19 protein-coding genes are annotated in these 23378 nt (G+C 46.2%); 10 read left to right on the top strand and 9 right to left on the bottom strand.

All coding sequences use genetic code 11. The features are described from left to right. The first annotated feature begins 7 nt into the window (after window positions 1–7). From ACTG2W_RS02455 to qatD, 9 genes are all read left to right on the top strand, one after another. A complete protein-coding gene (locus ACTG2W_RS02455) occupies window positions 8–3307 on the top strand; it encodes a DEAD/DEAH box helicase (RefSeq protein ID WP_106843386.1) in 3300 nt (1099 codons plus the stop codon). A 203-nt stretch (window positions 3308–3510) separates the two neighbouring features. Further along, a complete protein-coding gene (locus tag ACTG2W_RS02450) occupies window positions 3511–4599 on the top strand; it encodes a hypothetical protein (RefSeq protein WP_440016031.1) in 1089 nt (362 codons plus the stop codon). Between the two features lie 86 nt (window positions 4600–4685). After that, window positions 4686–5828, top strand: a complete 1143-nt coding sequence (locus ACTG2W_RS02445; protein ID WP_041204923.1) for an IS4-like element ISAs18 family transposase — start codon at window positions 4686–4688, stop codon at window positions 5826–5828. An 84-nt stretch (window positions 5829–5912) separates the two neighbouring features. Further along, window positions 5913–7817: an ATP-dependent nuclease gene (locus ACTG2W_RS02440; protein ID WP_106843388.1), complete on the top strand. Its 1905-nt coding sequence runs from the start codon at window positions 5913–5915 to the stop codon at window positions 7815–7817. Beyond that, a complete protein-coding gene (locus tag ACTG2W_RS02435; protein ID WP_106843389.1) occupies window positions 7814–9493 on the top strand; it encodes a UvrD-helicase domain-containing protein in 1680 nt (559 codons plus the stop codon). Before ACTG2W_RS02440 ends, ACTG2W_RS02435 begins: the two co-directional genes overlap by 4 nt. 1134 nt (window positions 9494–10627) lie before the next feature. After that, window positions 10628–12532 (top strand): KAP family P-loop NTPase fold protein, encoded by a 1905-nt coding sequence (locus ACTG2W_RS02430; protein ID WP_106843390.1) that lies wholly within the window; start codon window positions 10628–10630, stop codon window positions 12530–12532. Next, complete coding sequence (locus ACTG2W_RS02425) at window positions 12532–13386, top strand: hypothetical protein (RefSeq protein WP_106843391.1); 855 nt, start codon at window positions 12532–12534, stop codon at window positions 13384–13386. The genes ACTG2W_RS02430 and ACTG2W_RS02425 overlap by 1 nt, the downstream gene beginning before the upstream one ends. Continuing rightward, window positions 13383–14648, top strand: a complete 1266-nt coding sequence (gene qatC / locus ACTG2W_RS02420) for a Qat anti-phage system QueC-like protein QatC (RefSeq protein ID WP_106843392.1) — start codon at window positions 13383–13385, stop codon at window positions 14646–14648. Before ACTG2W_RS02425 ends, qatC begins: the two co-directional genes overlap by 4 nt. Further along, complete coding sequence (gene qatD / locus ACTG2W_RS02415) at window positions 14648–15397, top strand: Qat anti-phage system TatD family nuclease QatD (protein WP_106843393.1); 750 nt, start codon at window positions 14648–14650, stop codon at window positions 15395–15397. Before qatC ends, qatD begins: the two co-directional genes overlap by 1 nt. 416 nt (window positions 15398–15813) lie before the next feature. On the opposite strand, the gene ACTG2W_RS02410 is transcribed toward qatD, so the two are convergent. The 9 genes from ACTG2W_RS02410 to ACTG2W_RS02370 all read right to left on the bottom strand — a co-directional run bounded on the left by ACTG2W_RS02410 (window position 15814) and on the right by ACTG2W_RS02370 (window position 22755). After that, window positions 15814–16257, bottom strand: coding sequence for a hypothetical protein (locus tag ACTG2W_RS02410; protein ID WP_106843394.1), 444 nt, complete (start codon window positions 16255–16257; stop codon window positions 15814–15816). 2 nt (window positions 16258–16259) lie between these two features. After that, on the bottom strand, window positions 16260–17714 hold the full coding sequence (locus tag ACTG2W_RS02405) for a hypothetical protein (protein WP_219899344.1): 1455 nt from the start codon (window positions 17712–17714) through the stop codon (window positions 16260–16262). A 41-nt stretch (window positions 17715–17755) separates the two neighbouring features. Beyond that, entirely contained in the window at window positions 17756–18349 is a 594-nt protein-coding gene (locus ACTG2W_RS02400) for a hypothetical protein (RefSeq protein WP_219899345.1), read from the bottom strand. Continuing rightward, complete coding sequence (locus ACTG2W_RS02395) at window positions 18328–18630, bottom strand: hypothetical protein (RefSeq protein WP_219899346.1); 303 nt, start codon at window positions 18628–18630, stop codon at window positions 18328–18330. The genes ACTG2W_RS02400 and ACTG2W_RS02395 overlap by 22 nt, the downstream gene beginning before the upstream one ends. Further along, a complete protein-coding gene (locus tag ACTG2W_RS02390) occupies window positions 18627–20186 on the bottom strand; it encodes a site-specific integrase (RefSeq protein ID WP_106843395.1) in 1560 nt (519 codons plus the stop codon). Before ACTG2W_RS02390 ends, ACTG2W_RS02395 begins: the two co-directional genes overlap by 4 nt. Further along, window positions 20173–21564 carry a site-specific integrase gene (locus tag ACTG2W_RS02385; RefSeq protein WP_181281611.1) on the bottom strand — a complete coding sequence of 464 codons (1392 nt, stop codon included), beginning with the start codon at window positions 21562–21564 and terminating at the stop codon, window positions 20173–20175. The genes ACTG2W_RS02390 and ACTG2W_RS02385 overlap by 14 nt, the downstream gene beginning before the upstream one ends. 238 nt (window positions 21565–21802) lie before the next feature. Beyond that, window positions 21803–22015, bottom strand: a complete 213-nt coding sequence (locus ACTG2W_RS02380; protein WP_106843736.1) for a DUF3892 domain-containing protein — start codon at window positions 22013–22015, stop codon at window positions 21803–21805. An 11-nt stretch (window positions 22016–22026) separates the two neighbouring features. Beyond that, on the bottom strand, window positions 22027–22266 hold the full coding sequence (locus tag ACTG2W_RS02375; RefSeq protein WP_146142128.1) for a methionyl-tRNA formyltransferase: 240 nt from the start codon (window positions 22264–22266) through the stop codon (window positions 22027–22029). Window positions 22267–22362: 96 nt separating this feature from the next. Next, window positions 22363–22755 (bottom strand): hypothetical protein, encoded by a 393-nt coding sequence (locus ACTG2W_RS02370; protein ID WP_106843721.1) that lies wholly within the window; start codon window positions 22753–22755, stop codon window positions 22363–22365. Between the two features lie 186 nt (window positions 22756–22941). On the opposite strand from ACTG2W_RS02370, the gene ACTG2W_RS02365 reads away from it, so the two are divergent. After that, window positions 22942–23373 (top strand): hypothetical protein, encoded by a 432-nt coding sequence (locus ACTG2W_RS02365; protein ID WP_106843720.1) that lies wholly within the window; start codon window positions 22942–22944, stop codon window positions 23371–23373. Window positions 23374–23378 lie beyond the last annotated feature (5 nt).

Raw genomic sequence — 23378 nt, 5'->3', positions numbered from 1 at the left:
GAGGGCAGTGGAAGCATTAACCCCACAGAAACTGGATAAAGACAATCCTGACGATAATTTTAACCCATCTTATAAGATGGGATTTAACGGTGTATTGCCTTGGAGTGATGCAAAACATACTCGTAAAAAGTTGGCATATCAGAAGGTGTGGCGTTACACTGTGCAGTTCGGTGTATATGACCTCTCTCAGCTGTCTAAGTTGCTGGAAGATAAGATAGGCCGTCATGAGGATGTATTGGAAGGTAGGGTAGGGGGTAAAAGTCGTCTATTCGATATTAGCTTCAATGAGCTCGGGATACCACAATATGAATCCTTCATGTTGTCTCTACCTGTATGGGCCGCAGGGCAGATCTTGCAACACGAACGCGGCGTTTCTTCACTCGAACAAAGCATCCCTACTAACTTGGTGGGCTTACCTTCGCCAAGCGATAAAATTCCGTTTATAGATAGCGGTTTTAGTGATTTCGACCAGCTAACTCAGCACCTTATGCAATGGATCTCTAACGAGGCCGCACGCTTCAAGCACGAGCAGATAACAGCTGATGTGGTTTGGCTTAAACATTTGGCAGAAGTTATACTGGATAAAACGAAATTTCCGATTTCCGTTATGGATAACGGAAAAGTTTGTCTTGTTAAATGCACTCAGGTTAATGCATGTCAACACGGTGTGGATTGTAAACAAGACAACAAAGCCGATTCACAGAAATCAAAAAATAAGACAGAGAAAAGTAATAAAGAAATATCATCCGTGGCGTTGCCTGACGATATGTTAAACAGCTTCTTTATTCATGATTTAGGAGTAATTAGTTCAGCATGGCAGCGTAAAAATTACGGCTTAGGCTTTTCAGAATACATGTGTGCGATCGCGGATCCTGAGCGACGACGTATTAATATCCGTTCAAAACTGGGCCTAAAGAGTGCCTTTGAGGGGTTACTGCCAACACAAGCCCCCCTTGGAGCTTGGCCATCACAATATCCGTTGGCGTTTAGCCAGCAGCTTGCTGTCAACGAAATTTGGCGTTCTCACGCTAACCATTCTGGAATCTTTGCCGTCAATGGTCCACCAGGGACTGGTAAAACCACCTTACTTCGTGATGTGGTCGCCGCTGTGGTTACTCAGCGAGCGCTCAGTCTTGTTACTAACATGGACGACGTATTTACTGCTAAAAAGACAATAAAAATTGGGGACAAAAGGATTCCATACCATCCGCTTCACTCAGCAATAAAGGGAGCTTCAATTGTTGTCGCTTCTGCCAATAATGGGGCTGTAGAAAATATCTCCCTTGAGCTTCCGGGTGAAGATGCCGTGCCAAAGAGCGTCCTTGACCAGAGCGATTACTTTGCTGATTTGGCTTCAGAATTGATGGGCAAGCGGGGCTGGGGACTACTCGCAGCCAAGTTGGGGAATAAAGGGAATAGAAATGATTTCATGAACATTTTCTGGTGGCGCAGGCCTACAGAAAAAAAGAATGACGCCACCTTATTACCGGATATTTTCACTCCTAAGCGAGGGGAGGGGCTTTCCTACCACCTAAAGTTGTTAAAAGATGGGAAACGAGCTCCAAGCATAAAGTGGTCTGATGCTGTCTTACGATTTGAGAATGCGCGGAAATTGGAATCTAATATCCGTAGTTTGATGGTCAAGTTTTCAACCTTGAATGCGCAGATAGATACACTTCAGCGAAGCATCCAAGAATCAGAACCAACATGCCAATCCATAATTTCTAAACTAAACCAGGCTCGTACAGAGCGACAACGGCTAGATTCAGAAGTCTTCCGATTTGAAGAGGATTGCCGTGAGCGACTCAGTCGACTTGGTCTAGCAGAGCAAAGGCTTAAGCAACATGAGTCCAATAAGCCTGGATTTCTTGCTTGGATAGCCACTTTTGGTCGAACGCATCGAGCATGGTGGGAAAGATATCATTCGCTCTCACGTGAGCTAGATTTCGTATACGCAGAAGTACAATCCCAACAGCATGTCATTAAATCGCTGAAATCAAAAATTACTAAGGTGCAGGGCGAAATTAAAAAACTGGATTTGAAATTAAATGAAGTCAATGGTTTTATTATTAATTTGAAAGATGAGCTAAAATCAACGTCAATTCTATTTGAACAGGCCAAAAACACTATGGGTGACTGCTGGCCAGATCCTAATGCTTCAGATGATGTGAGGGAAAAGTCTACTCCATGGGCACATAAAGACTGGCTGAAGGCTCGGGAGGAAATGTTTTTGGCTGCACTTGATGTGCATCGTTCTTTTATTGAAAATAATCCAAGCCAAATGTTAGCTAACATGAATCTGGTTAGCGATTGGCTACAAGGAAAAGATCTACCAGAAGACCTGGCTGCTATAGCGCTTGATTCTCTGTGTCTGATAGTTCCTGTGATTTCGACGACCTTTGCGTCCATTCCACGGATGTTCAAAAACATAGGCCGCGAAGCGATAGGGTGGCTATTGATTGATGAAGCTGGTCAGGCGTTACCACAACAGGCCGCAAGTGCTATTTGGCGAGCGTCACGCACAGTTGTTGTTGGTGATCCAAAGCAATTGGAACCGGTGAGTGGGCTCCCGCCATCAGTGGAAGGAGCCCTAGCTAAAACTTATTGTGTACCTTCTATCTGGTGGCCTAGCGAGGTATCGGCACAAGTTTTAGCGGATCAAACTATGGGATTGGGTACTCATCTTCCAACGCCTGATAATGGCAAGGTTTGGGTTGGATGCCCCCTCCGAGTACATCGTCGTTGTGATGATCCGATGTTCTCAGTCAGTAACAAAATTGCGTACGATGGATTGATGGTTCATGGTAAGAAGGAAACTCATACACAATTACCCGAGAGCGGATGGATAGACGTAGTAGGGAAGAATTGCGAGGGTAATTGGATTGTTGAGGAGGGGGAGGCGGTCAAAAAACTATTGCTCGAACTTCGAACCGCCTATGGGGTTAAGCCAGAAAACATCTTTCTTATTTCTCCATTCTTGGATTGTGCGAAGCAACTACGACGTCTTGCTGCGCAACTTGGATTTGATACGCATAAAACAGGAACCGTACATACTACTCAGGGCAAAGAAGCTAGCGTGGTGGTATTTGTTCTGGGGGGAAACATACAGAAACCAGGGGCTAAGGCATGGGCAGCAAGTCGGCCTAATCTGCTAAATGTCGCTGTTAGTCGGGCCAAGCAACGCTTATATGTCATAGGCGATCGATCTGAATGGAAAAAACAACGATATTTTTCCACATTGGTGCAAGATTTACCAAAGATAGAAGGGGTTTCGCCTGAGGCTCTTCTGGCTGAGGACGTACTTTGATTAAGGGGGCTCTCGCTGAATATTTACTTTATCCATATTCAACGGATGCACTACATCAGACGGGGTAGGCGTTAAAGGCATGATGTAAATTTTGCTGGATGGCAGTAGTCAAGGTGACCGGTTTTGTTTGAGGCTTGCCAGGGTTGAGCTTTATGCAGTATCTTCACCAATCTTTAAAAAATTTATCACGGACGGGGGGAGTTATGGACATCCATGATAACGACACCAGCGCTGAAAAATCGTTCATAAAACAGACTGGTGAAGATTTTTTTGCAATTATAAATGATCCTGGTTTTAAAAAAACAATAAGTAGAACTACGTGGGCAATTATTAAAAAGTTTCCTATTGCAGGGGATTTGCTAGAGGTATTAAGTGAAACGGTTGCTGGACTAGCTGATCAGGAAAGAGTTTTCCGGCAGCAACGTTTGGTGGATTACATTCGTGGTGTTGCACAAATTAGACGAGACCATCTTGATATTCAGGATGAGGATTTGCTGATAGCTATACGTCGTGTGATCGATGACGATGAAGCAGGGAAGGCTGAATACTATGCACGTTTAACTGTCAACATGGTGGAAAATAATGTTAAACAGGCCGAGAAGCTTCATTTTCTTACTATGCTTAGTGAGCTTACTTGTTCACAGATTAACTATGCTCTGGAATTTTATATCCGCGATACGATACCTCTATGTGGCTATTCTGACATCGATTCAGCTGTCGGTGAACTGGTAAATAAGAATGATGGTCGAAGCTTACGAGCAAGAAGTATCTTGGTCAGTTGGGGAATCTTGCATGAAGTGCAGGATGGTGCATCTGGGGTGATTTATAAGCGAACAGAGGATCTAAACAAGCTGGTCAGTTTTTTGTTCCACGAAATGGACCGTCAGCCTAATGCAATAGGGAAGGACCAAAAGTTGGCATTTGATGTGATCATTGTAGATTGCATGAAATCAACGGAAAATCTCTACTGCACATACTTGCACAAACGGCTAGAAGAGGCGGGCCTAAGGGTGGACATTGTTGAGCGTGTTTCCGATCATCAATTACAGAAGATCGCTAAACGCTATGTCTGGAACAACAAATTGGTAGAAATGTCAGGAGGCCATAAAGAATACATACAGATAGTGACTCTTGACACCCCTCCTTCTGTGGGAAGTCCTCAGTCAGAAAGTCTAAGGCAATTTAGGTTGGAAATAGATAAATTTAACTCCAATTTTTCTCGTGGAAGTAATATTTCCAAGTCAAAGGCTGAATTGATGAAAATTCTTGATAAGGTGGCTGTGAGTCCTTAACCATCCCCTCATATGAGCGAGGCGTGGCGCGGCTTCTGAGGTATGATCGCCATCCTTGACCAGCTAATACCCAACAGACTATCCCCATGTTTAACCACGAACTAATCCTCAACCACATCGACGATATATTTGGACAGGACATGCATGCTAAGCGTGTTCTTTCCCTCGCCAATGCTACCCTCGGGGTTATCGAGTCAGGTTCACTGGCCATCCACGCCATCGGTAGTGGCCTCTCCTTGGCCAACGGTCTCGAACGTAAACATGCGGTTAAACAGGTGGATCGCCTGCTCACTAACACCAAGCTCAATGTCTGGAGCCTCTTTGACGATTGGGTGCCCTATGTGGTCGGTGAACGTACCGAGATCGTAGTCTCCATGGACTGGACCGAATTCGATGCCGATGATCACAGTACCTTGGTTATCAGCCTGCAAACCAACCACGGTCGCAGTACTCCGCTGCTGTGGAAAACCCATCGGAAATCGTTGCTCAAAGGGCAACGCAATGCCCATGAGAAAGAGCTGCTCACCAAGCTCAAGCAGACGTTGCCAGAGGGTATCTTCGTGACGGTAGTAGCTGACCGCGGCTTTGGTTACATGGAGCTGTTCGAACGCCTGGAGCAAGAGCTAGGCTTTGCTTATCTCATTAGATTTAAAGGAAATGTTTTGGTTGGTTACCCTGGTGTAGAGCAGGTTCCAGCTCGGGACTGGCTAACGCCGACCGGGCGCACCCGAACCCTCAAAGCGGTGGAGCTAACTGGGCAGCGACAGCCTGTCGAACGGGTCTATTGTTGTCATAAGAGTGGCATGAAAGACGCGTGGTTTCTGGCCAGTAACCGGACCGACCTGAGCGCCGCCAAGGCGTTGCAACTATACGGCCAGCGCTGGGGTATCGAGACCAGTTTTCGTGATATCAAAGATTACAAATTCGGCATGGGTATGGGAGATGTGCACATCAGTAATCCGGTCCGGCGCGACCGACTGTTTTTATTCAGTGCCCTGGCCATCGTCTTGCTGACGCTGCTGGGTAAGGCTGGAGACAGTGTCGGTCTAGAGAGAACGATCAAGGTCAATACCAGCAAGAGCCGAACCTATTCGTTCTTTCGGCAAGGGGTCATCTATTACCAGTTGTTACCTAAAATGAAAGAAGCCAATGCGGTCTTGTTGATGGATAAATTTATCTACTACCTGAAGCAACACCGCTTATATACCCGCACACTTGGAATTATTTGAGTCTCTAAAAATGAGGGGATCTCTGAGCTGTGAGTCTGATGGAATCACTCAAAAATAATTGAATCGCCCTTAGATGGATCGCTTATGAAACTGCATGCTTTACGGTTATCGAACTTCCATTCTTTCGGTGCTGCGCCTGTCGAAATTCCACTAGAGGAGATTACTTACCTCATCGGGCACAATGGGGCCGGTAAGACAGCTGTTCTACAGGCTTTGTGTCGACTATTTGCCTTTGATCCATCACTGCGCCGAATCTTACGCTCGGACTTTCATATCCCATTTAATGAGGAAACGCCACCTACGGAACGGCAGCTATGGATCGAAGCCGACTTTCTGTTCCCGGAACTTGGCGATGACGAAGACAACAGTACGGTTGCACCTCATTTCGGCCATATGCGCCTCGACGAAGTCGATGGCTCGCCACGTGTGCGTTTTCGCCTCAATGCAGCCATGGGGTTGGATGGGGACATAGAGGAAATCATGGTCTATGTGTTGGACATCAATGCTGATGGTTCGCCACTGACCACCGCTCAAGTACCCCGATCTGAACGTAACCATATTCACGTCCACTATCTGCCTGCACGCCGAGATCCCGCCGATCACATTGCCTACGGCGCCAATGCATTGCTGGGTCGCATGCTGCGGGCTGTAAACTGGAATGCAGAGCGAACTGTCATCAAGGGGCTGACCGACCAAATCAGCGATAGCTTGGCGACCAATCCGTCAATCAATGCGTTCAGCACAAGCTTGAAAGTGGTTTGGGGTACTTTACACAAGGGCAGCTTCTTTGCAGATCCAAAGCTCACTTTTGTAGCGTCTGAGATCGAGGCCTTATTACGGCACATGTCGGTGTCTTTCACACCAGGGCATGGCGAGCAACTAGTTGACTTCTCACGATTAAGCGACGGCCAGAAATCGATGCTGTATCTGTCGCTAGTGCTATCTTCGCAAGCCATCGGTCACGCTGTCTTGGCCGGAGATGACGATTCATTCGATGCAGACAAGCTACGCCCGCCCGTGTTTACGATAGTGGCGGTCGAAGAGCCTGAGAATAGCCTCTCGCCGCACTACCTTGGGCGGATTGTCAATGCGCTCAATGAGATGACTAGCGATGGTGATGCGCAAGCATTGATTGCGACCCACGCACCGTCAATGCTACGACGCGTCGCCCCGGAGCGCATACGCTATCTGCGGTTGACGCAGGTACGGACATCGCGGGTCACACTCATTCAGCTACCGGAAAGCACGGACGAAGCACATAAATTCGTACGGGAAGCCGTCCAAGCGTTTCCCGAGATCTATTTCTCGCGCCTTGTCGTCTTAGGAGAGGGGGATAGCGAAGAGATTGTGTTGCCGCGCTTGCTGCATGTCAAAGGAGCGCCGGTTGATGAGTCCGCAGTCACGATTGCGCCGCTAGGGGGCAGGCACGTTAATCACTTCTGGCGCCTTCTTTCCGCTCTTCAGATTCCTTATCTGACATTGCTTGATCTGGATGTGTCGCGTTATCAAGCTGGGTGGGGGCGAATCAAGTACGTGAATGATCAGCTCAAAAAGTATCGGCCCAAAAATACGTTGCCGAAGGATCACTGCATTCCACCATGGAACTCAAAGGAGTATCATGTCAGACGCTACAGCCACTATCTTGATCTGCTTGAAGATCGAGATGTGTACTTCTCATACCCTATGGATCTAGATTTCGCTATGTTACTTGCCTATCCAGATGCGTATGACGTGCTGAAGGAAGAGCCTGAGGTATCAACTGTCAAAGCTGTATTGGGTAAAAATCACCACGATGCAAGTCAGTACAGCAAAAGCGAACAGAAGTTGTTCAGTACTTACCATCAGCGCTTCAAGCTTGGCAGTAAGCCCGCAGCTCACATCGATGCACTGGCCCAATTGACCGATGAGAAATTACTGGCAGACATGCCAGCATCTCTACACAGACTAGTAGATGCCGTTATCACCAAGCTCGCGGAGCTGCCGGAATGATCGCAATTTATGCTTGGAAGCCTGCAGATGGGCTGACTCTTGAGCCGAATGCGCTACTTGCTGCCAAGGAGCAGGTGCGCAGCCTCGCGCTGACAGCAGGCCCTGGAGCGGGGAAGACAGAAATGCTTGCGCAGCGAGCCGACTTTCTGCTTCGCACTGGCACTTGTCGTTATCCCAAACGGATTCTGGCTATTTCGTTCAAAGTCGATGCCAGTAGCAACCTGAAAGAGCGAGTCAAGCGGCGCTGCGGTTCGGAGCTTGCTACGCGGTTCGACAGCTATACTTTCCACGCATTTGCCAAACGCATCATCGATCGTTTCCGTCCCATTCTAGTGGGGCAAGACGCTCTGAACGCTAACTACAAAATCGTTGAGCGAAAGGCTAGGCCGTCCCCCCAAGAAATTGAGTTTGGCGATCTCGTGCCTCTGGCAATCAAGATCCTTCAGACTTCCGCCGTTGCAAGGAACGCTATCCGTCAAACCTATAGCGACGTCTTCCTCGATGAATTCCAAGACTGCACTAACCTACAGTACGAGCTGCTCAGGCTCGCGTTTCAAGGCACGATCATTCGTCTGACCGCTGTGGGTGACACCAAGCAAAAGATCATGGGTTGGGCAGGAGCTTTGGAAGGTATCTTCCAGGACTTTGTTGCTGATTTTGCAGCGACTCCGCTCAACATGTACCGTAACTTCCGCTCTAAACCACGTTTGCTGTGCTTGCAGAATGAGATCATTCGCAAGCTTGACCCCTCATCCGTTATGCCTGATGAGCAGCTTGCAGGTGACGAAGGTGAAGTATTCGCGTGGCGCTTCGAAGACAGTCGTAAGGAAGCTGGCTACCTCGCAGACTTGATTACTGGTTGGATAAAGACCGAGCAGCTGCCTCCTGCAGAAATTGCGATCCTGATTCGTAATCAGCTCAACCTGTATGCCGATCATCTGATGGCGGCACTGGAGGTTCGTGGCATCCCCTTCCGTAATGAGCAGCAGATGCAAGACATCACGGTCGAGCCGGCTGCACGTTTGATCGTGGACTATCTCTCCTGCCTCTATGGTCAACGCGAGCCCAAAGCATGGATTCGGCTCATGAACCAGCTGATTCCTTTTGCTGATGAAGAGATTCAGTCGAACGTGCGTAAGGACTTTGATCGGCTCGTCAAGCAGCAACGAAAAGAGATAGCCATTGCCGGGCTGATCGACGAGTCCTTCTCCGGCTACTGGGAGTTTGTTCGAGCATTCCTGAAGCAGGTCAGTATCGAAACACTGGTGTCGCTTTCCCCGGACTACGAGTCGCATGGTCGGTTGAAAGAGGTTGTCCGTGATACCAAGGCCAGGATCGAGGAATTGCTAAAGCTGGAGCCTAACTTACCCAAAGCCCTTGAGCGCTTCTCAGACGACCAAGCAGTACGAATACTGACCATTCATAAGAGTAAGGGCCTTGAGTTTGATTCAGTCATTATCATGGCCGTCGAAAATGAAACCTTCTTTTTCAAGAACGAATCGGAACAGAAAGAAAATCTTTGCGCCTATTTCGTTGGGGTTTCACGTGCTAAGAAGCGCTTAATCCTTACCCATGCGGTTCAACGAGAGCGCCCAGCTGGATATACGCGACGCTGGGATGTGCAACGCTCGGCTCAAACTGAATATTTCGGTTATGTTACACCATTTGTGAAGTAAAAAAACAATATATGGTGTTAAGGGTGAACAGTATGGCAGGCCATAAAATGGTATCCAGACCGGGCAGGTGACTAACGTTGATCTTGCGAGAGTTATTGATAATCAGAAGATAAGATATTTAATAGCGCTGATTCGGATATTTTCATATTTATGCTATTACTCTTGATATGAATGAGTTGTTTGCCATGTATCAGTCAGGTCCATGAGGTAATACAACACTATTTTATCAAAAAAATCTACATCAGACGGATTAACTACAAGGTCAATATTTCGACCAACTCGTTTTATATTTCGATACGCCAGAGACGGTTTTGCGATAAGACATCCTCGCATTGAATCCCATACTGTACCGTTCAGAATGATAGTGTCTGATTGCTCTGTGTGGGTCCATTCGATTAATCCATAGGCAGTTTGTTGTAGGTACGAGCGTCCTGTTGTCATCATGGTTAACACTGCCAATGGGATCTGAGAGATCCATCCGTGCATACTGAGAGCACTCGCCAAGCTGATGTACGACAGCTAACAAGAGTGCAGTCGATTGATGAGATGCTCTAAACGATACATAGGGGTTGATCGGGCATCAGGCCAAGCATACAGACCTCCGCCCACTTTTAGCAGATTTCCTGCTTTACACTGGCGCACTAGAGCGTTTTTGAGCTGCTGTGGCTTCTCACCCGGGCAGAGTAGGGCAAATTTGTGCACACTGTAGAGCCAGTAATCGTGTTGCTGGTCAAAGTGTCTTAGCTGCTTGATGAGATTGGAGGACTTCATGCACATATAATAATCAAAAAAAATTATTTTATGTAAATTGTGAGTTTGGTTGCAATTGACGCCTGTGTCAATGTTGTACAATTCGTGACGTTTGTCGTATTTGCAGTCTCGACTGTGAGGTCTATGGCTTGTGTCTCAAGTGAGATTTTATGTCTTGGGGCATAGTTTGGTTTGCTATAGGATTTGGCTCTTATGAGCCTTGACCATCAATTATTTTAGACTTTCAAGTACCCCTAGTGGTCAGAACTCTTTAAATCGCATGAACGCCTTAATGGCCTCGCCCAGGTTATCCACCCCTCTAGCAACCGGAGGCTGTGAAGCCCCTAAAGTGTTCTTCACGTAAATCGCAACGGACTTAAAACAATGTGGCATGACAACGAAACAACCGTCGACTACCTCAATTTTGGCGTAGTGGCTGATGCGTGTGCCAGCCTTCTGCGGCAGAGCCATGGTGAGCCGATTTCTATTGGGGTGTCAGGTGGCTGGGGGGCAGGAAAATCATCCCTAGTTAAGATGATCGCAGCCCGCTTGGAAGCTCCCTTAGTGCCACCATATCCAGGAATAATCGACACCAAGATACCGTCAGTGGAGCACCAATACGTTGTCGTTACTTTCAACCCATGGCTTTACCAAGACTTCGAAAGTGCTCGCAGTGCCTTGTTGCAGATCGTAGGCGATGAAGTTCTGAAGCTGGCTAAGGGCAATGAATCTCTACAGAAGAAAGCTTTCGATCTCTTGAGGCGAATAAATCTCCTACGGCTGGTCCAAATCGGGGGTGAAGCTGCGATTACGATCACAACTGGTGTACCCGTTGGTACGATCGGCAGGGCCATCGGCAAGTTTTCAGATTTTTGGAATCCCCAAAGGGACGGCCCCCAAGTTTCAGAAGCCAGCAAGAAAGACGAGGAGACATCGTTGGATTTAAAGGCTGATGGTTTGTTGAGTCCAGCAAAATCACTATCGTTACCGAACGAAATTCATGCGTTTAGGCTAGCACTTGAACAAATATTGGAAGAGCTAGGTATCACTTTGGTGGTGTTTGTTGACGACCTCGATCGGTGTCTACCAGAAACTGCTATTTCTACCCTTGAATCCATCCGTTTGCTCTTATTCCTCAAACGTACTGCCTTCGTCATCGCTGCGGATAACGACTTTATCCATGGCGCGGTGAAGAAGCATTTTGAAGGCACCGGCATCACGGGAAATATCGCCACAAACTATTTCGACAAGTTGATCCAAGTGCCACTGCATGTACCTCGTATAGGTGTCAACGAGGCGAAGGCATATCTGGTTCTCCTCTTGCTGGAGCGTGAGGCTAGGGCTGGGTCATACCCTCAAGATAAATTCGATCAAGCAAAGCTGGAAATCCCCAGACGTCTGTCGAGAAGTTGGCTCGGAGAAACGATCACCTCCACATTTTTGCACGAACTAGTGGGAACTGATACACGCCTCCTGGCGCTCATGGAGCTGGCTCAAGGATTGGCAACCCTTATGTTTAAGTCGACCAGCATCAGTGCAAACCCACGGCTAATGAAGCGATTTCTCAACACTGTGTACCTTCGTGAATCGTTGGCTATGCCTCAAGGTATAACCTTGGACATCCCCTCCTTGGCTAAATGGCACTTACTGGAACGCTACAAAGAGGAGCTGGCCAACACATTATCCTCTATGGTCAGTTCCGAAAATGATGGCCAAGTAGCGGAGCTTTTGCGAGCAGAGGAAGCTGCTCGAGATGGCGTCGCATTAGCCAAACCCTTTGGGGATGACCCGTTCGTCATTGAGTGGTTGCAGTTATCTCCGCCGCTAGGTGCTACCGACTTGCGTCCTTTACTCCACCTCAGCAGGGATACTGCGACACGCGATTTTGGCGATGACAACATGACACCCGCTGCACGCGAGCTTCGAGATGTATTGAAAGTTGCGACAGGGCCAAACGAACACCTTACGAGAGCTATCGCAGCCGTCGACTGCGAGCAAGCTGAGCTGGCAATGGTGAAGGCCTGGCAGAGTAATGCATCGTCACGAACATGGAAGGCCAATGCCGAAATGATAATCCTGATCGAACCCTGTAAGGTTCATCCATCTCTCGGTAAGCGTGCATCTGGACTTTTAAGCCTTGCCCCTATTGGTGCCCTTGGGCCTGGAATTATTCCCGCATTGGCTACCCAGTCTTGGGCTAAGGACATGTTGCAATCGTGGATAGGAGATTCAGCCATTCAACGGAATACAAAGAGGGCCATTGAGGCTGTATTAAGGAGTAAAGTCTGATGGGAACTTCGACATCAAGTGGTGGTGGTAAAGCAGGCTCTCCATTTGATCCTGAATGGTTAGGTCAAGTCGAGTCCGCCGGTGGCGCAGGGCCTGGAGAGGGTACTGCAGATGGTGATCCGGATGGAGAGGAGGGGGTCAGTCAGGACGTCGCAGAAGATGGCAGCGCGGCTTTAGAACCAGCCCAGGATCAGGACGTCGCGCCAGATCGTAGATTTATGCCGGCCCGCTCAAAAATGGGCAAATACCTTTCAGGCGGCGGCCGTGAAGCCCTGCGTGGTGCTGCTAGTAGCATGATCAACAAAGGTATGGGCGGTGCGGGGCGAGCAAATAATACCTTACGTGGGGTAGCCCAAGGCGCCGGACGCCTGGGCTCGTTCCTCGAAGCTGTTAGGGTTGGTACCGATCCTCAAGTCGTTGATTGGATTCAGAGGATTCGCGGTCTGAATCTCTCAGCAAGCGATCTCGCGCTTGAAGTCATCAAAGAGGTCATGCCCGAGACCGGTAGCGTTGATGATGAGTCGTTGAGAAATGCTGCAGCTGATGCATTAGCGCAGTTGTATGAGCAAGAGCCCAACGTGGATATCTTCCAACTAAATGATGAGCAAATCACAGCTGTCATCGGGTTCACTATTAGCAATGAGGTTTGTAACCGAATAGATCTGCAGTTGGGCCAGACCTATGAAAAGCTCAAGTACTCTCCAGTCGAGATCCAAGAGTTACGAAACGATATCAAGGAATGGGTTCACGGAGAGGTGCAGCGAATCATGGAAAATTTTATGGGGCAGAGAGTTGATCCTCAAACGCTTGCCCAAACAGTGCTTCAAACTGCGTTGGAGGTATTTGCAGAATGATTAAGGTCATTTGTACAAGTGTGGCCCGTCTTCCTGCTGAGCTTGCCGAGGGCGAACGGGTATTCACCTACTTCAAAGGGGCTAAACGCGAGGGTGTTGGCACTATTGCAAAGAGTTGGCACGGCTCCTTGAAGCGCAGGGGATTCCGCCCAAGTCCTGCCACGTGGGATTTCGTTCAGTTCTGTTTGGCGGTGTGCGCTACTGATCTCTGCGCCATGAGAAACACAAGCGCGGATGGCTGGACGAGAACGATCGAGTTGAGCGTCGGGTTGTACGAACCTGAACGTTGGCAACCATGGAAGTCAGAGCTAGAGCAATTGCTTAAGGTTTTGACAGGCGATTACTGGACGCTGATTTTTACCGACGCGGGTTTACCTCCCCCCCAGGGGCGGCTCACCGCCAAGGATCAAGATTGTGTTTCTCTGCTCTCCGGCGGCCTAGATAGCTTAATCGGTGGGCTAGACTTGGTTGCTCAAGGACGCCGTCCGCTTTTCGTTTCTCAGCTTGCTCACGAGGATTCTGAGCGTCAGCGCCGCTATGCAAGTCTCCTCGGTGGTGCCGATGCTCACTATCAGTGGAGTCATGGCATTAGCTTTAAAGGCCCCCGTGAGCCTTCAACTCGTGGTCGATCATTGGCGTTCTATGCCTTTGCAGTGCTAGCAGCCTCCCGGCTGGATGTTGTACGCCCGACAATATACATTCCAGAGAACGGCTTCATCTGTGTTAATCCACCGCTTGTTCCGGGGCGAGTGTCGAGCCTGAGTACCCGCACTACGCATCCGTTGTTCATCAGTAGATTGCAGCAGGTGCTGGACGGCATAGGGGTAGCCGTGCGATTGGAATTGCCCTATCGGTTCAAGACCAAAGGGCAGATGATGAATGAGTGCTTGGATCAGGCGAGGCTTATTCAACTTGCCTCTGATACGACAAGTTGTGGGCGGTTCCGCACCTATAATCGAACTCATTGTGGGCGATGTGTCCCTTGCATGATCCGCCGGGCAGCCTTCTCTGCTTGGAGATCACAGGTTGATGCGACCGAATACGTGTTTCCCAGTCTACTCGGTAGTGACAAGTCTAGTGGGCCTGACGACCCGATGGCAGTTGCATTGGCGGTGCTAACGGCGAGAGAGAAGGGTATCGACAGGTTCTTGGGGGCATCACTTGCTTTTGCATCAGTCCCTGAACGATCTCAGTATCGGTCTGTGCTTACCAATGGAATTCATGAGTTGGAGGCTCTGCTGACCGGAGACGGACTGCTTTGATGGATTTTCACTGTCATCTCGACCTCTATCCAAACGCGAGGGATGTGTGTTCCCAGGCGGCTAAGAAAAACGAGTTCACTTGGTTGGTAACAACAAGCCCACGAGCATTCACTGCCACCAGTGAAATTCTAGGAGGGTATACAAATGTCCTGATCACTCCCGGTCTGCATCCAGAAATCGTACATGACCGTTATGGCGAACTTGACAATCTACTTGAGCAAATTAAGCATGTGTGTGCCGTTGGAGAAGTGGGGCTGGATGGTTCCAAGCGTTTCCAACACAGTTATGAAACTCAGTGCAAAGTATTCTCAGCTGTTGTATCGCTATGCGCGAGCGTGGGTGGAAGAGTTTTGAGTATTCACTCGCGCCAAGCTGTTAGAGATGTGTTGTCGATCCTTCGTGCTCACCCAGGCTTCGGGACCGCCGTGCTTCACTGGTTTACCGGAACAGCAGCAGAGCTCAAGGCTGCTTCTGATATGGGGTGCTGGTTTAGCATTGGCCCAGCAGCATTCAACTCTGCATCTGGAAAAGCACTTGTTAAAAAATTGCCTCGGGAAAGAGTGGTTCCGGAAAGTGATGGACCATTCGCCAAAGTCAATGGAGCTACCGTTATGCCGTGGAGTTCAGATCAAACTGCGGAGTTGCTGGCTCAGGCTTGGGATTTACCATTAGATGAGGTGAGGCTCTGCCTTGAACTCAATTCGAGGCGGCTCTTAAGCTTGATAGCGCATCCTATTGTGATCCTATGAGTGAATACAACCGCTAGGTGGTGCTATAAAAAAGCTGGCTTTCTGTCTACGAATAGTTCCTGAAATTTACGAAGACAGAAAGCCAGCTTGACGAAGATTGCAACCCACCGCCAGCGGCTCATTTTTTATTGCGAGTTAGCGAGATTTCCTCAACCTTACGCACGACAGGATCACCACATGTCGCTTGCTATAGTTCTTCATTTGTTCTTCATTTGTTCTTCATTTGTTCTTCATTTGTTCTTCATTTGTTCTTCATTTGTTCTTCTTTTTGGCTAAGATACTTCAAAAGTTCTTCAAAAGTTCTTCAAAAGTTCTTCAAAAGTTCTTCAAAAGTTCTTCAAAACTGCGTGGCATGCCCTTGTGTTTAGATCTCGTTAGAAGAGGGTTAAACCTTAAAATGGTTTTCACTGCCCTAATCACGTTCCATTTTTGTTTTTTTGAAGCTCTCTTATCATATGTTCAGACAATAAGCTTTCGATAGGGATCATGGTGTTAAGCTTTACTGCCTTGACGATATCAATTAAAGAATAAATGTTCCGTGCTAAGTGTTCATGTGCCTCTATTACCTCATCTTGGAGTTGTTTATTTCTGGATAATAAGGCTTGGCGGGTTTTTCTGTTAACGTATTGTTGCTTTTCCTTAGGCCGTAGGTTCAGAGGGCTAAGTTGTTGATCAATATATGCAGCAATTAGATGCTTGCGAGATATAGTACTCAATGTGCTTAACCCACCACCAAGAATACCTTTTGTTTTTAGACGTGTATGCAGAGCCTTAGCTGAAATAGGAGCTTTTTCAAATCCTTCAAGCAGCATCAATTGTAATTCATTTTCTATGAGAGCATCTAAATCCTGTCCACGCATTATTATTTCCCTTTTTTAAGGTTCTTATGTTCAAGAGCGAAAAGCTGCGCTAATGTTTTTATTTTACCATCTCCACTTAGATCACCACTCAGCAAGTTTTCTGTACTAACCGGCCGGTTAGATTCTGAAGATCGTAACCATTTGGTCTCCATAACATTAAGTTGAACCATGCTTTTATTTATTTGGCTTAATGATTTTTGATATCCAGGTGTATCTTTGGAAAGCTTCTCCAGTTGAGTTTTTGCTTTTTGTAACATTTGTTGTTTTATAAACAAGTTGGGTAATTCATCTATCCTGCCGGTCAATGTGAAGTGTTCACAGAACATGGATGACTGACATTTCATACGGTAAGGACATCCCCAGAGAGCAATCTCACGCATGCATGAACCAAATTTAAGAGGGTGCAGGGTTGCATGGCGCGCGACCATAGCAGCAGCTTCTTTCAAACCTTCTTTATTTGTGATCTCCTCGAATGCTGTTGCTATATCATCGAATAAGTTGTTATTAAATGATGCTTCGATGAAGGCTGAAACCTCATCTCTATTATCGAATGTATGTAAGTTGGCTTTTATGTTATGTTCAAGATTAAGTCTGTCAGACAGAACAATATGCCCAGTTTGCTTAACTAAATCTATAGGTAATGTCGTATTGGCCGTAGGCGAGGCGGACTGAGCAGTAAGTTCAGTCGAATTGCTTTTCTGGTTGGACAAAGATGCGTTTTTTCTACGTTCCGCTAAAGCAAGATGTTGGTAATGGTGGTTCTGTGATATATCCATACGCCCCATTAACATGGCCTGTAAGTGGTCAGATACCTCTGCTATAGCTAGAAAAGTATTTATATTATGTCTGGGTATGTGGGTGCGTAAACGGGTAGGAGAGCCACTATCTTCTAGCAGATTGTATTTGCTAAAAATTGAATTGTTACTATCTAAGTTGCCAAGGAATTTATTTATTAGGTCATTTTTAAGGGGGACCGGATTGGCTTTAAACACCATCGTTCGTTTTAATGAAAGCGACCCTAAATTATATAAAAAAAGAAGGTCCTCATAATTTACGACATACCTCTTACCATTTTCTACCCATGAGTGAGTGCAGGGAGTATTTAAATCATGCCGATCAAACTCAGACTTTATTAATGAATTAATGCTGCTTTTAGAATAAAAAAATAACTTGCTGCGTCTTGGACCGTCTTGTTCATGTCCTGGGGTCACGCCACGCTTTGCTAAAGCTTTGGAAGCCTTGTCACGTAAACCTGACTGTCCACGTAACTTAGTTGTACTATGCGCAACATGGGCTACGATATCATCCAACTCAATCATATCTCCGGGTAGGGCACTGATAGATCTAGGTAGATAATCGCTAAATGATTTTTCGCGCAGGTATAGCAAATGCTCTCGCATTGGTGCTGTCAATGCTTTCACTGCTGAGAAGATATTTTCAACTAATGGTACAGCCAAGGGTTCTACCCAGTGAGTTCTCTCACCCGCACCTTTCACGCCTACGTATTTAATGCCGAGAAAATAATCAGGAGACCTTTATTTCGTAGTCTTGCACTGATTGTTGGATCATCAACATGGCGCTTTATCAGTGCATTATGCCTGAGGTTGAATGCCTCTACAGAACGGAAACCGGTAACTATTAACAGTAACAAACAGTTAAGTGCAATTTTTTCGGCATCACTTTCAACTCGTTGAATGAGTGCCACAACATTTAAAAAACCACGAATGGTAATCAGGGTATTCTCGTCTTCCCCCGAACTATCATCTAACCTCTCTTGGTGCTTAAGCGCTATAGTTTCTTTAGCTTTACGAGTTAGGTTGGTTTTGTTGGTGTATTTTAGATCTGACACATAATTTAAGCTTACCAAGCTAAATGACTGATGATTGACTAATTTTTGTAGGCTAACGCATCTCCCTTTGTAGTTGGCTACATTAGGGTCGCCTGGCATTGATACGGCACTGAGGATATCCATTGAGCGTTGAATTACCTCTGTGGTCAGATACATTGGATGATTTTGACCAGTATGTTCAACAAGCGAATGATACCAGCGCTTCAAAACCATCAATGTTGCTACAGCAACTGAGGGTGACATGCGTCGGTTATTGCTATACGATAAACAATAACTAACATGGCTTTCATAAAGTGACAATACTCGTTAGCCACTACATGCTTACGATCAATTCCTTTAACCCTATTTATCTCGTCAAAACGCAGGGGGTTTTTACCATTGCCTCGAAGCCATCCAGTACCTTTGCTGCCGCTTATCCATACAGGTTCATCCCATGCGTGGGCAAAATCGAGAGCTAAATTCAGCTCAAACCAATCCTTCTGCTCAGTGATGAATGCATTAAATCGGTCAAGATGTGCTTTCATTTCACATCCTCCATTGCCGAAATGTACTTACAGCGATTGATCACGGACTGGATTTCTAGTTGAGTTGTTTCATGTACCATTATCAATGGATTTCGTGCATTTCCGACAGAGTCTGATAATTCAATAAGTTCATCTTCTTCTCTGTTAACACTGTTAAGTACTGCTTGATGGTCACCGTCCAAAAAAGGTCTGTAATAAAGACAGCCATAGCAGCAGCGTACTTCAGCGAAAGGACATTCATTATCAACGTTGGCTCTGGAACAACCACCAACCTCACTATGCAGCTGATCCCCAATAATACCCGCAACTCGTTTTCCTCGCCATTTAGCTGAAGACGTCACTTCTCCCGTTAGCATCATTGCCACCATATTTTGCCAGACGGGGTTAACCCCAAGAGCTTTTGCTCTGACTAGGGCGAGGGCTGGGGTTGCAAGAATGTAATGTTTTGCAACAACTAAAGCTGAGTGTCCTAAGATGTGCGCAATCTCTTCAGCGCTAACACCTTGCATGGCTAGGGAATGGCCAACATTGTGCCGTAAATCGGTAGGGGTGATCGTGGGGAGAGCGGCTTCGCCTCGAGCTACTGCGGCTTGGTAATCTGGAGGGCTGAAGCGAAGGACCGCTTGATTAATGGCTTGGGATACATATGCTGGGGCGGAGGCACCCATTTCGAAAAGTTTATCGCTCCTATCACGATTTGTTTGCTCAATATAGTGTTGTAACAGGGAGCCAATTTCTGGTGGTAATGATAAAAAAAGACGCTCAGTGGTGACTGTCCTTTGCTTCGCGTATGGTAAAAGTACACTGTACCGGACTAATCCGCTTGTCACATCTCTAGTATCGACGCGGATATCTTCAATCGCTAATCTTGAAAGCTGGACAGGTCTAGCTCCAGTTGTATAGATTAGACCAAGAATAACAGCATCAATTACTTCTTGTAATTTGTAACATTCACCATCTTTAATAGCTGCAGCCATTTTAAACAGACCATTCACAATCATGTTTTTTTCTAATGGTGGTATAATATTGTCTATTTCTTGATAAACATCCCAACGATCTGAACATGGACGTGGGATGAATTGCAATTCTTCATACTCATCAATACTGAAACCAGGAAATTCCTCCTGGCACAAAACTTTTAACCCAAAAATAATAGAGTAAAATCTTCGGCTGTCAATGGCTGGATTCTCTATATATCTTCGTAGTGTGGCGAATGAAAATTCACCTTGTTCGATACAAAAATCAATCGTATGTCGCCAATCATATAACAAGTTTTGGAGGTGAGTTGGTATTTTTGTAGATGCATATTTAAAACAAAAATATTGAGTTAATTTTGCAGTGTTCTCATTGTGAGGGAATAAAATATAACGGCGACTTCCTGAGTAGTCAAAAACCCATCTATTGCCAGTCGTCAAAATAAATTTATCATCAAATTCACTCGCGGTCTTTAAAAAAATCCGTTGTGGAATTTTTATATCTTTTATTTTCAAAATAAACCCAGGGGAGTAGATTGCGCTCTCTGGCCTATTTTTAGTAATAGTGTTAATCGGCAGCATGATTCATACCATCCATAACATAGGTCATTAATTCTTCTGACATTTTTGTATCTTGTTCAATTCTTTTTAGGTTGGCAGCATTAGCTTGTTTTGATAAGAAACGTTTGGCATAAACATCTGGCATTCGACTTTTCATGCTCCAACCTCCAATCAGGCGCAACTCTTCCTTTGCTTCTTCCATCAGGCCATGGATTGAAAAATCGACATCAGCTAATTGTGCAGTCTGGGTGTATTTTTGATATTTGTCCCAGTATATTCTATGCAATGTAAGAGTTGCCCAGGTATGCCGAGTTACATGAGGTGTTAGACGTTGAATAGCATCAAAGTGTGCTACTGATTTATACTCAGAAAAAGTCTTTTCAAAAACCTTGTCAATTTGTGAAAATATTGCATACACTGCATTATAAGATAGTGGATTCAAATTGTGTTGAAGTGATGTGAATATAAAATCATGATGTTTAATCGAAGGTCTAATCTTATCTATATATATGGTTAGAAATTTATAATCTTGTGAGTCTAGTTCTAACACTCTATGTGCATATACATTTTTAAGAGAGGGTACTCTTTTCCTGGGGTCTTCTACTTCACCTGTCGAAGTTATGATCAGACTATATTTATCCATACGAATATTTGGTTTTATTGAACTACATTCCAATAGTAATAATTCGCTGATGCGAAGACCATAATTCAACAAGAGTCGAACAATCAAAAAATTACGAAATTGAATATTGCCAGTAGGGAAGGGGTTTAATAGATTGGTTTTTCTGCTTGAATCAGGCGTTATTATTTTATACATGCTCATCACCATATCGGCAGTCATACTCTGAAAGCCATGATAGCTCTCGTTTCTATCGACAACCTTCTTAGGTGACAGCGATCGATATTCCTCTTTACAAAGAAGCAATCGTGTATGTAAACGAGATGCCAAACGGGACAATTCTTTAGGTGAGCCATCCTGATATGTAGGTGATATATATGTGTTTATCAAAAATGAAATAAAGCGGATTACTGCATGGATCCTGACTCCATTGGTAATACGGTTGGCTCCTGTCGCTAATGGAAAAGCCAGTAGGTTTGATTGGCAGGTACGACCATTTTCCAAGTAGTGAAAAAATGAGCCCATTTCATGAATAGCAATCAAGGGGTCGTGGCCAGAGGTGTGAAAGCTGTAGCAAAAAGTAACTTTATGTTTTTGCAGCCAGAATTCGTAAAAGAATTTGATTGCCTGTAGCGCTGCTGACTGAGTTGATAACGCACGAAATCCGAGATGATCGGTACAGTATCTGAGTGGATACAGAAGAGGTAAACAGGTCTGGCAATCCATCAGGATCCATTGGCGTTCTCGACCAGCTGCTGCCAGTTGAACAAGTGAGTACATGAATAGTTTGCCTCATAAACATAAAGGATATGAAGCAAATCTACTGTAAACATAAGGTAGGAAAAGAGAGGGCTGTCAAAAATCAGTAACTTGTTGATTTAACACAGCATAGGTGGTCTATATGAAGTAGTTTACCTCTGTAGGCTTTTTAACATAATATACATTATGCGCAGTCATGCCTGTAGATAGGACAAAGGGGCCGGAGGCCCCTAGATATGAGATACATCAATGCGTTGTATCATTTTTCATCTATGTTATTGGGCTTAGAGCTATCACGATTAGCACGAATATATTCAACATCATTCACCACAATAACATGATGATTTGGATGCTTTTTTTGCTTTACCTCTGTAACCGCTTTACTACGAGAAATCGTGCCACGACCAGGTATGGTGTAGCTCTGATTTTCACCATTTTTACCGTCAGCATTGCCTCTAATGATTTTAGCCATAATCATTGTTCTCAACGTTGAGCTGCTTTGAGTCGTTCTTCTGGCGTAAGTTGCTCAAACTGCAAGTAACGGCCTTTTGGAGATTGATGCAATGGCTGCAATCCACTTCCCAAATCAACAATCCCAACGATTTCGCCCGAATCCTGCAATGCCCACATGGCTACAGGAAAGACAGCAACATTAACGGCATCTACACGATAGTACCAACCATCAGCAGGTGTGATCTGCATGATTTTTTTTGGATTATCCATACGCCTCCAGGCTATTGAATGATAAAAATCGAGTTCAAGAGAAGAACCAAGCTACAAGATGCCGATAAATAGGGTTATCGGCATAATGAGTAAATCCTACTTCTTCCAAACGTTTTCTGGTTTCGAGGCCGCATAAAGTACGTTAAGCGCATCCTGTTCCTCTTCCATAGTGCTGCCAGCCTTCAAATTCTTTGGTAGCTCTACGGCAACAGTGAACTTTACCCTGCTGGTTTGCTGATATGCGTTGGATTCCTGAGCTGATCCACCAAGGCTAAAAACCTTTATCAATGACACTTTCCCCTCCCCCTGCAACTGCGAACCTTCACTTACAACCAGCGCAACATCAAAATCTATATTGGTAAGACGTGGAGAGCTTGATGGATTATGAGGGTTCACTCGCCCTCCTAGGCTGGCAACATCCTCAGACGCATTGGATACGCCTTTGGCTATTTGTTGAATAGCCGATTGAACAAATTTCTCTAGCTGCATCACGATACCTCGAGTCAGATTCTCTATTAAGCGGCATGCTCCATACGGATATTGGGGCGGTTGCTTGCAAAACAAGAGCTTAATGATAAAACCTTCACTTAGTGAGAGATAACACCCCTCCCCCGTGGATGTTGTGAGCATGGTTGTCTGGGAATTCCCCCCGTATTACGTTTTGGAGGTTTTTCGATGAAACACAGCCGTCGCCCACAGGATCGACTCTCGCTGGATGCGTTAACCGCCGGTGTCGACCTGTTGGCACAACTGCGGCTCCATCGGTTTCGGCGGCTAGATGTCACTGTGCCCGATGACCACCAGTTGCTGTGGTTCGACGTGTTCCCGTTGGCCGGTGCGTTGGTGCTGGTTCATCGGGACACCCCGTTGTGGGTCTGCCGCTGGCAGTTGGTCGACCGGGTGGCGGTTATCCACGACTGGCGGGCGTTCTGGTACACCCATCAACAAGACTTGGCCCATCTGCCGCTGGAGGCGATTTTCTGGCTGTCCGGTCGTTACCTGGTGAAATGGGCAGCCCCCAGTGGCGAGCACTTTTGGCGACGTTGCCTGCGGGAGGCCCACACCCGGGGTCTGTCGGTGAACTCTGGTGCCATCGGCCAGCCCTAAACATT

Source organism: Aeromonas sp. 96A (assembly GCF_051919165.1).
Taxonomy (GTDB): domain Bacteria; phylum Pseudomonadota; class Gammaproteobacteria; order Enterobacterales; family Aeromonadaceae; genus Aeromonas; species Aeromonas veronii.
Note: the sequence above shows the minus strand (reverse complement) of the source record. Positions and strands in the feature narration are given on the sequence as shown.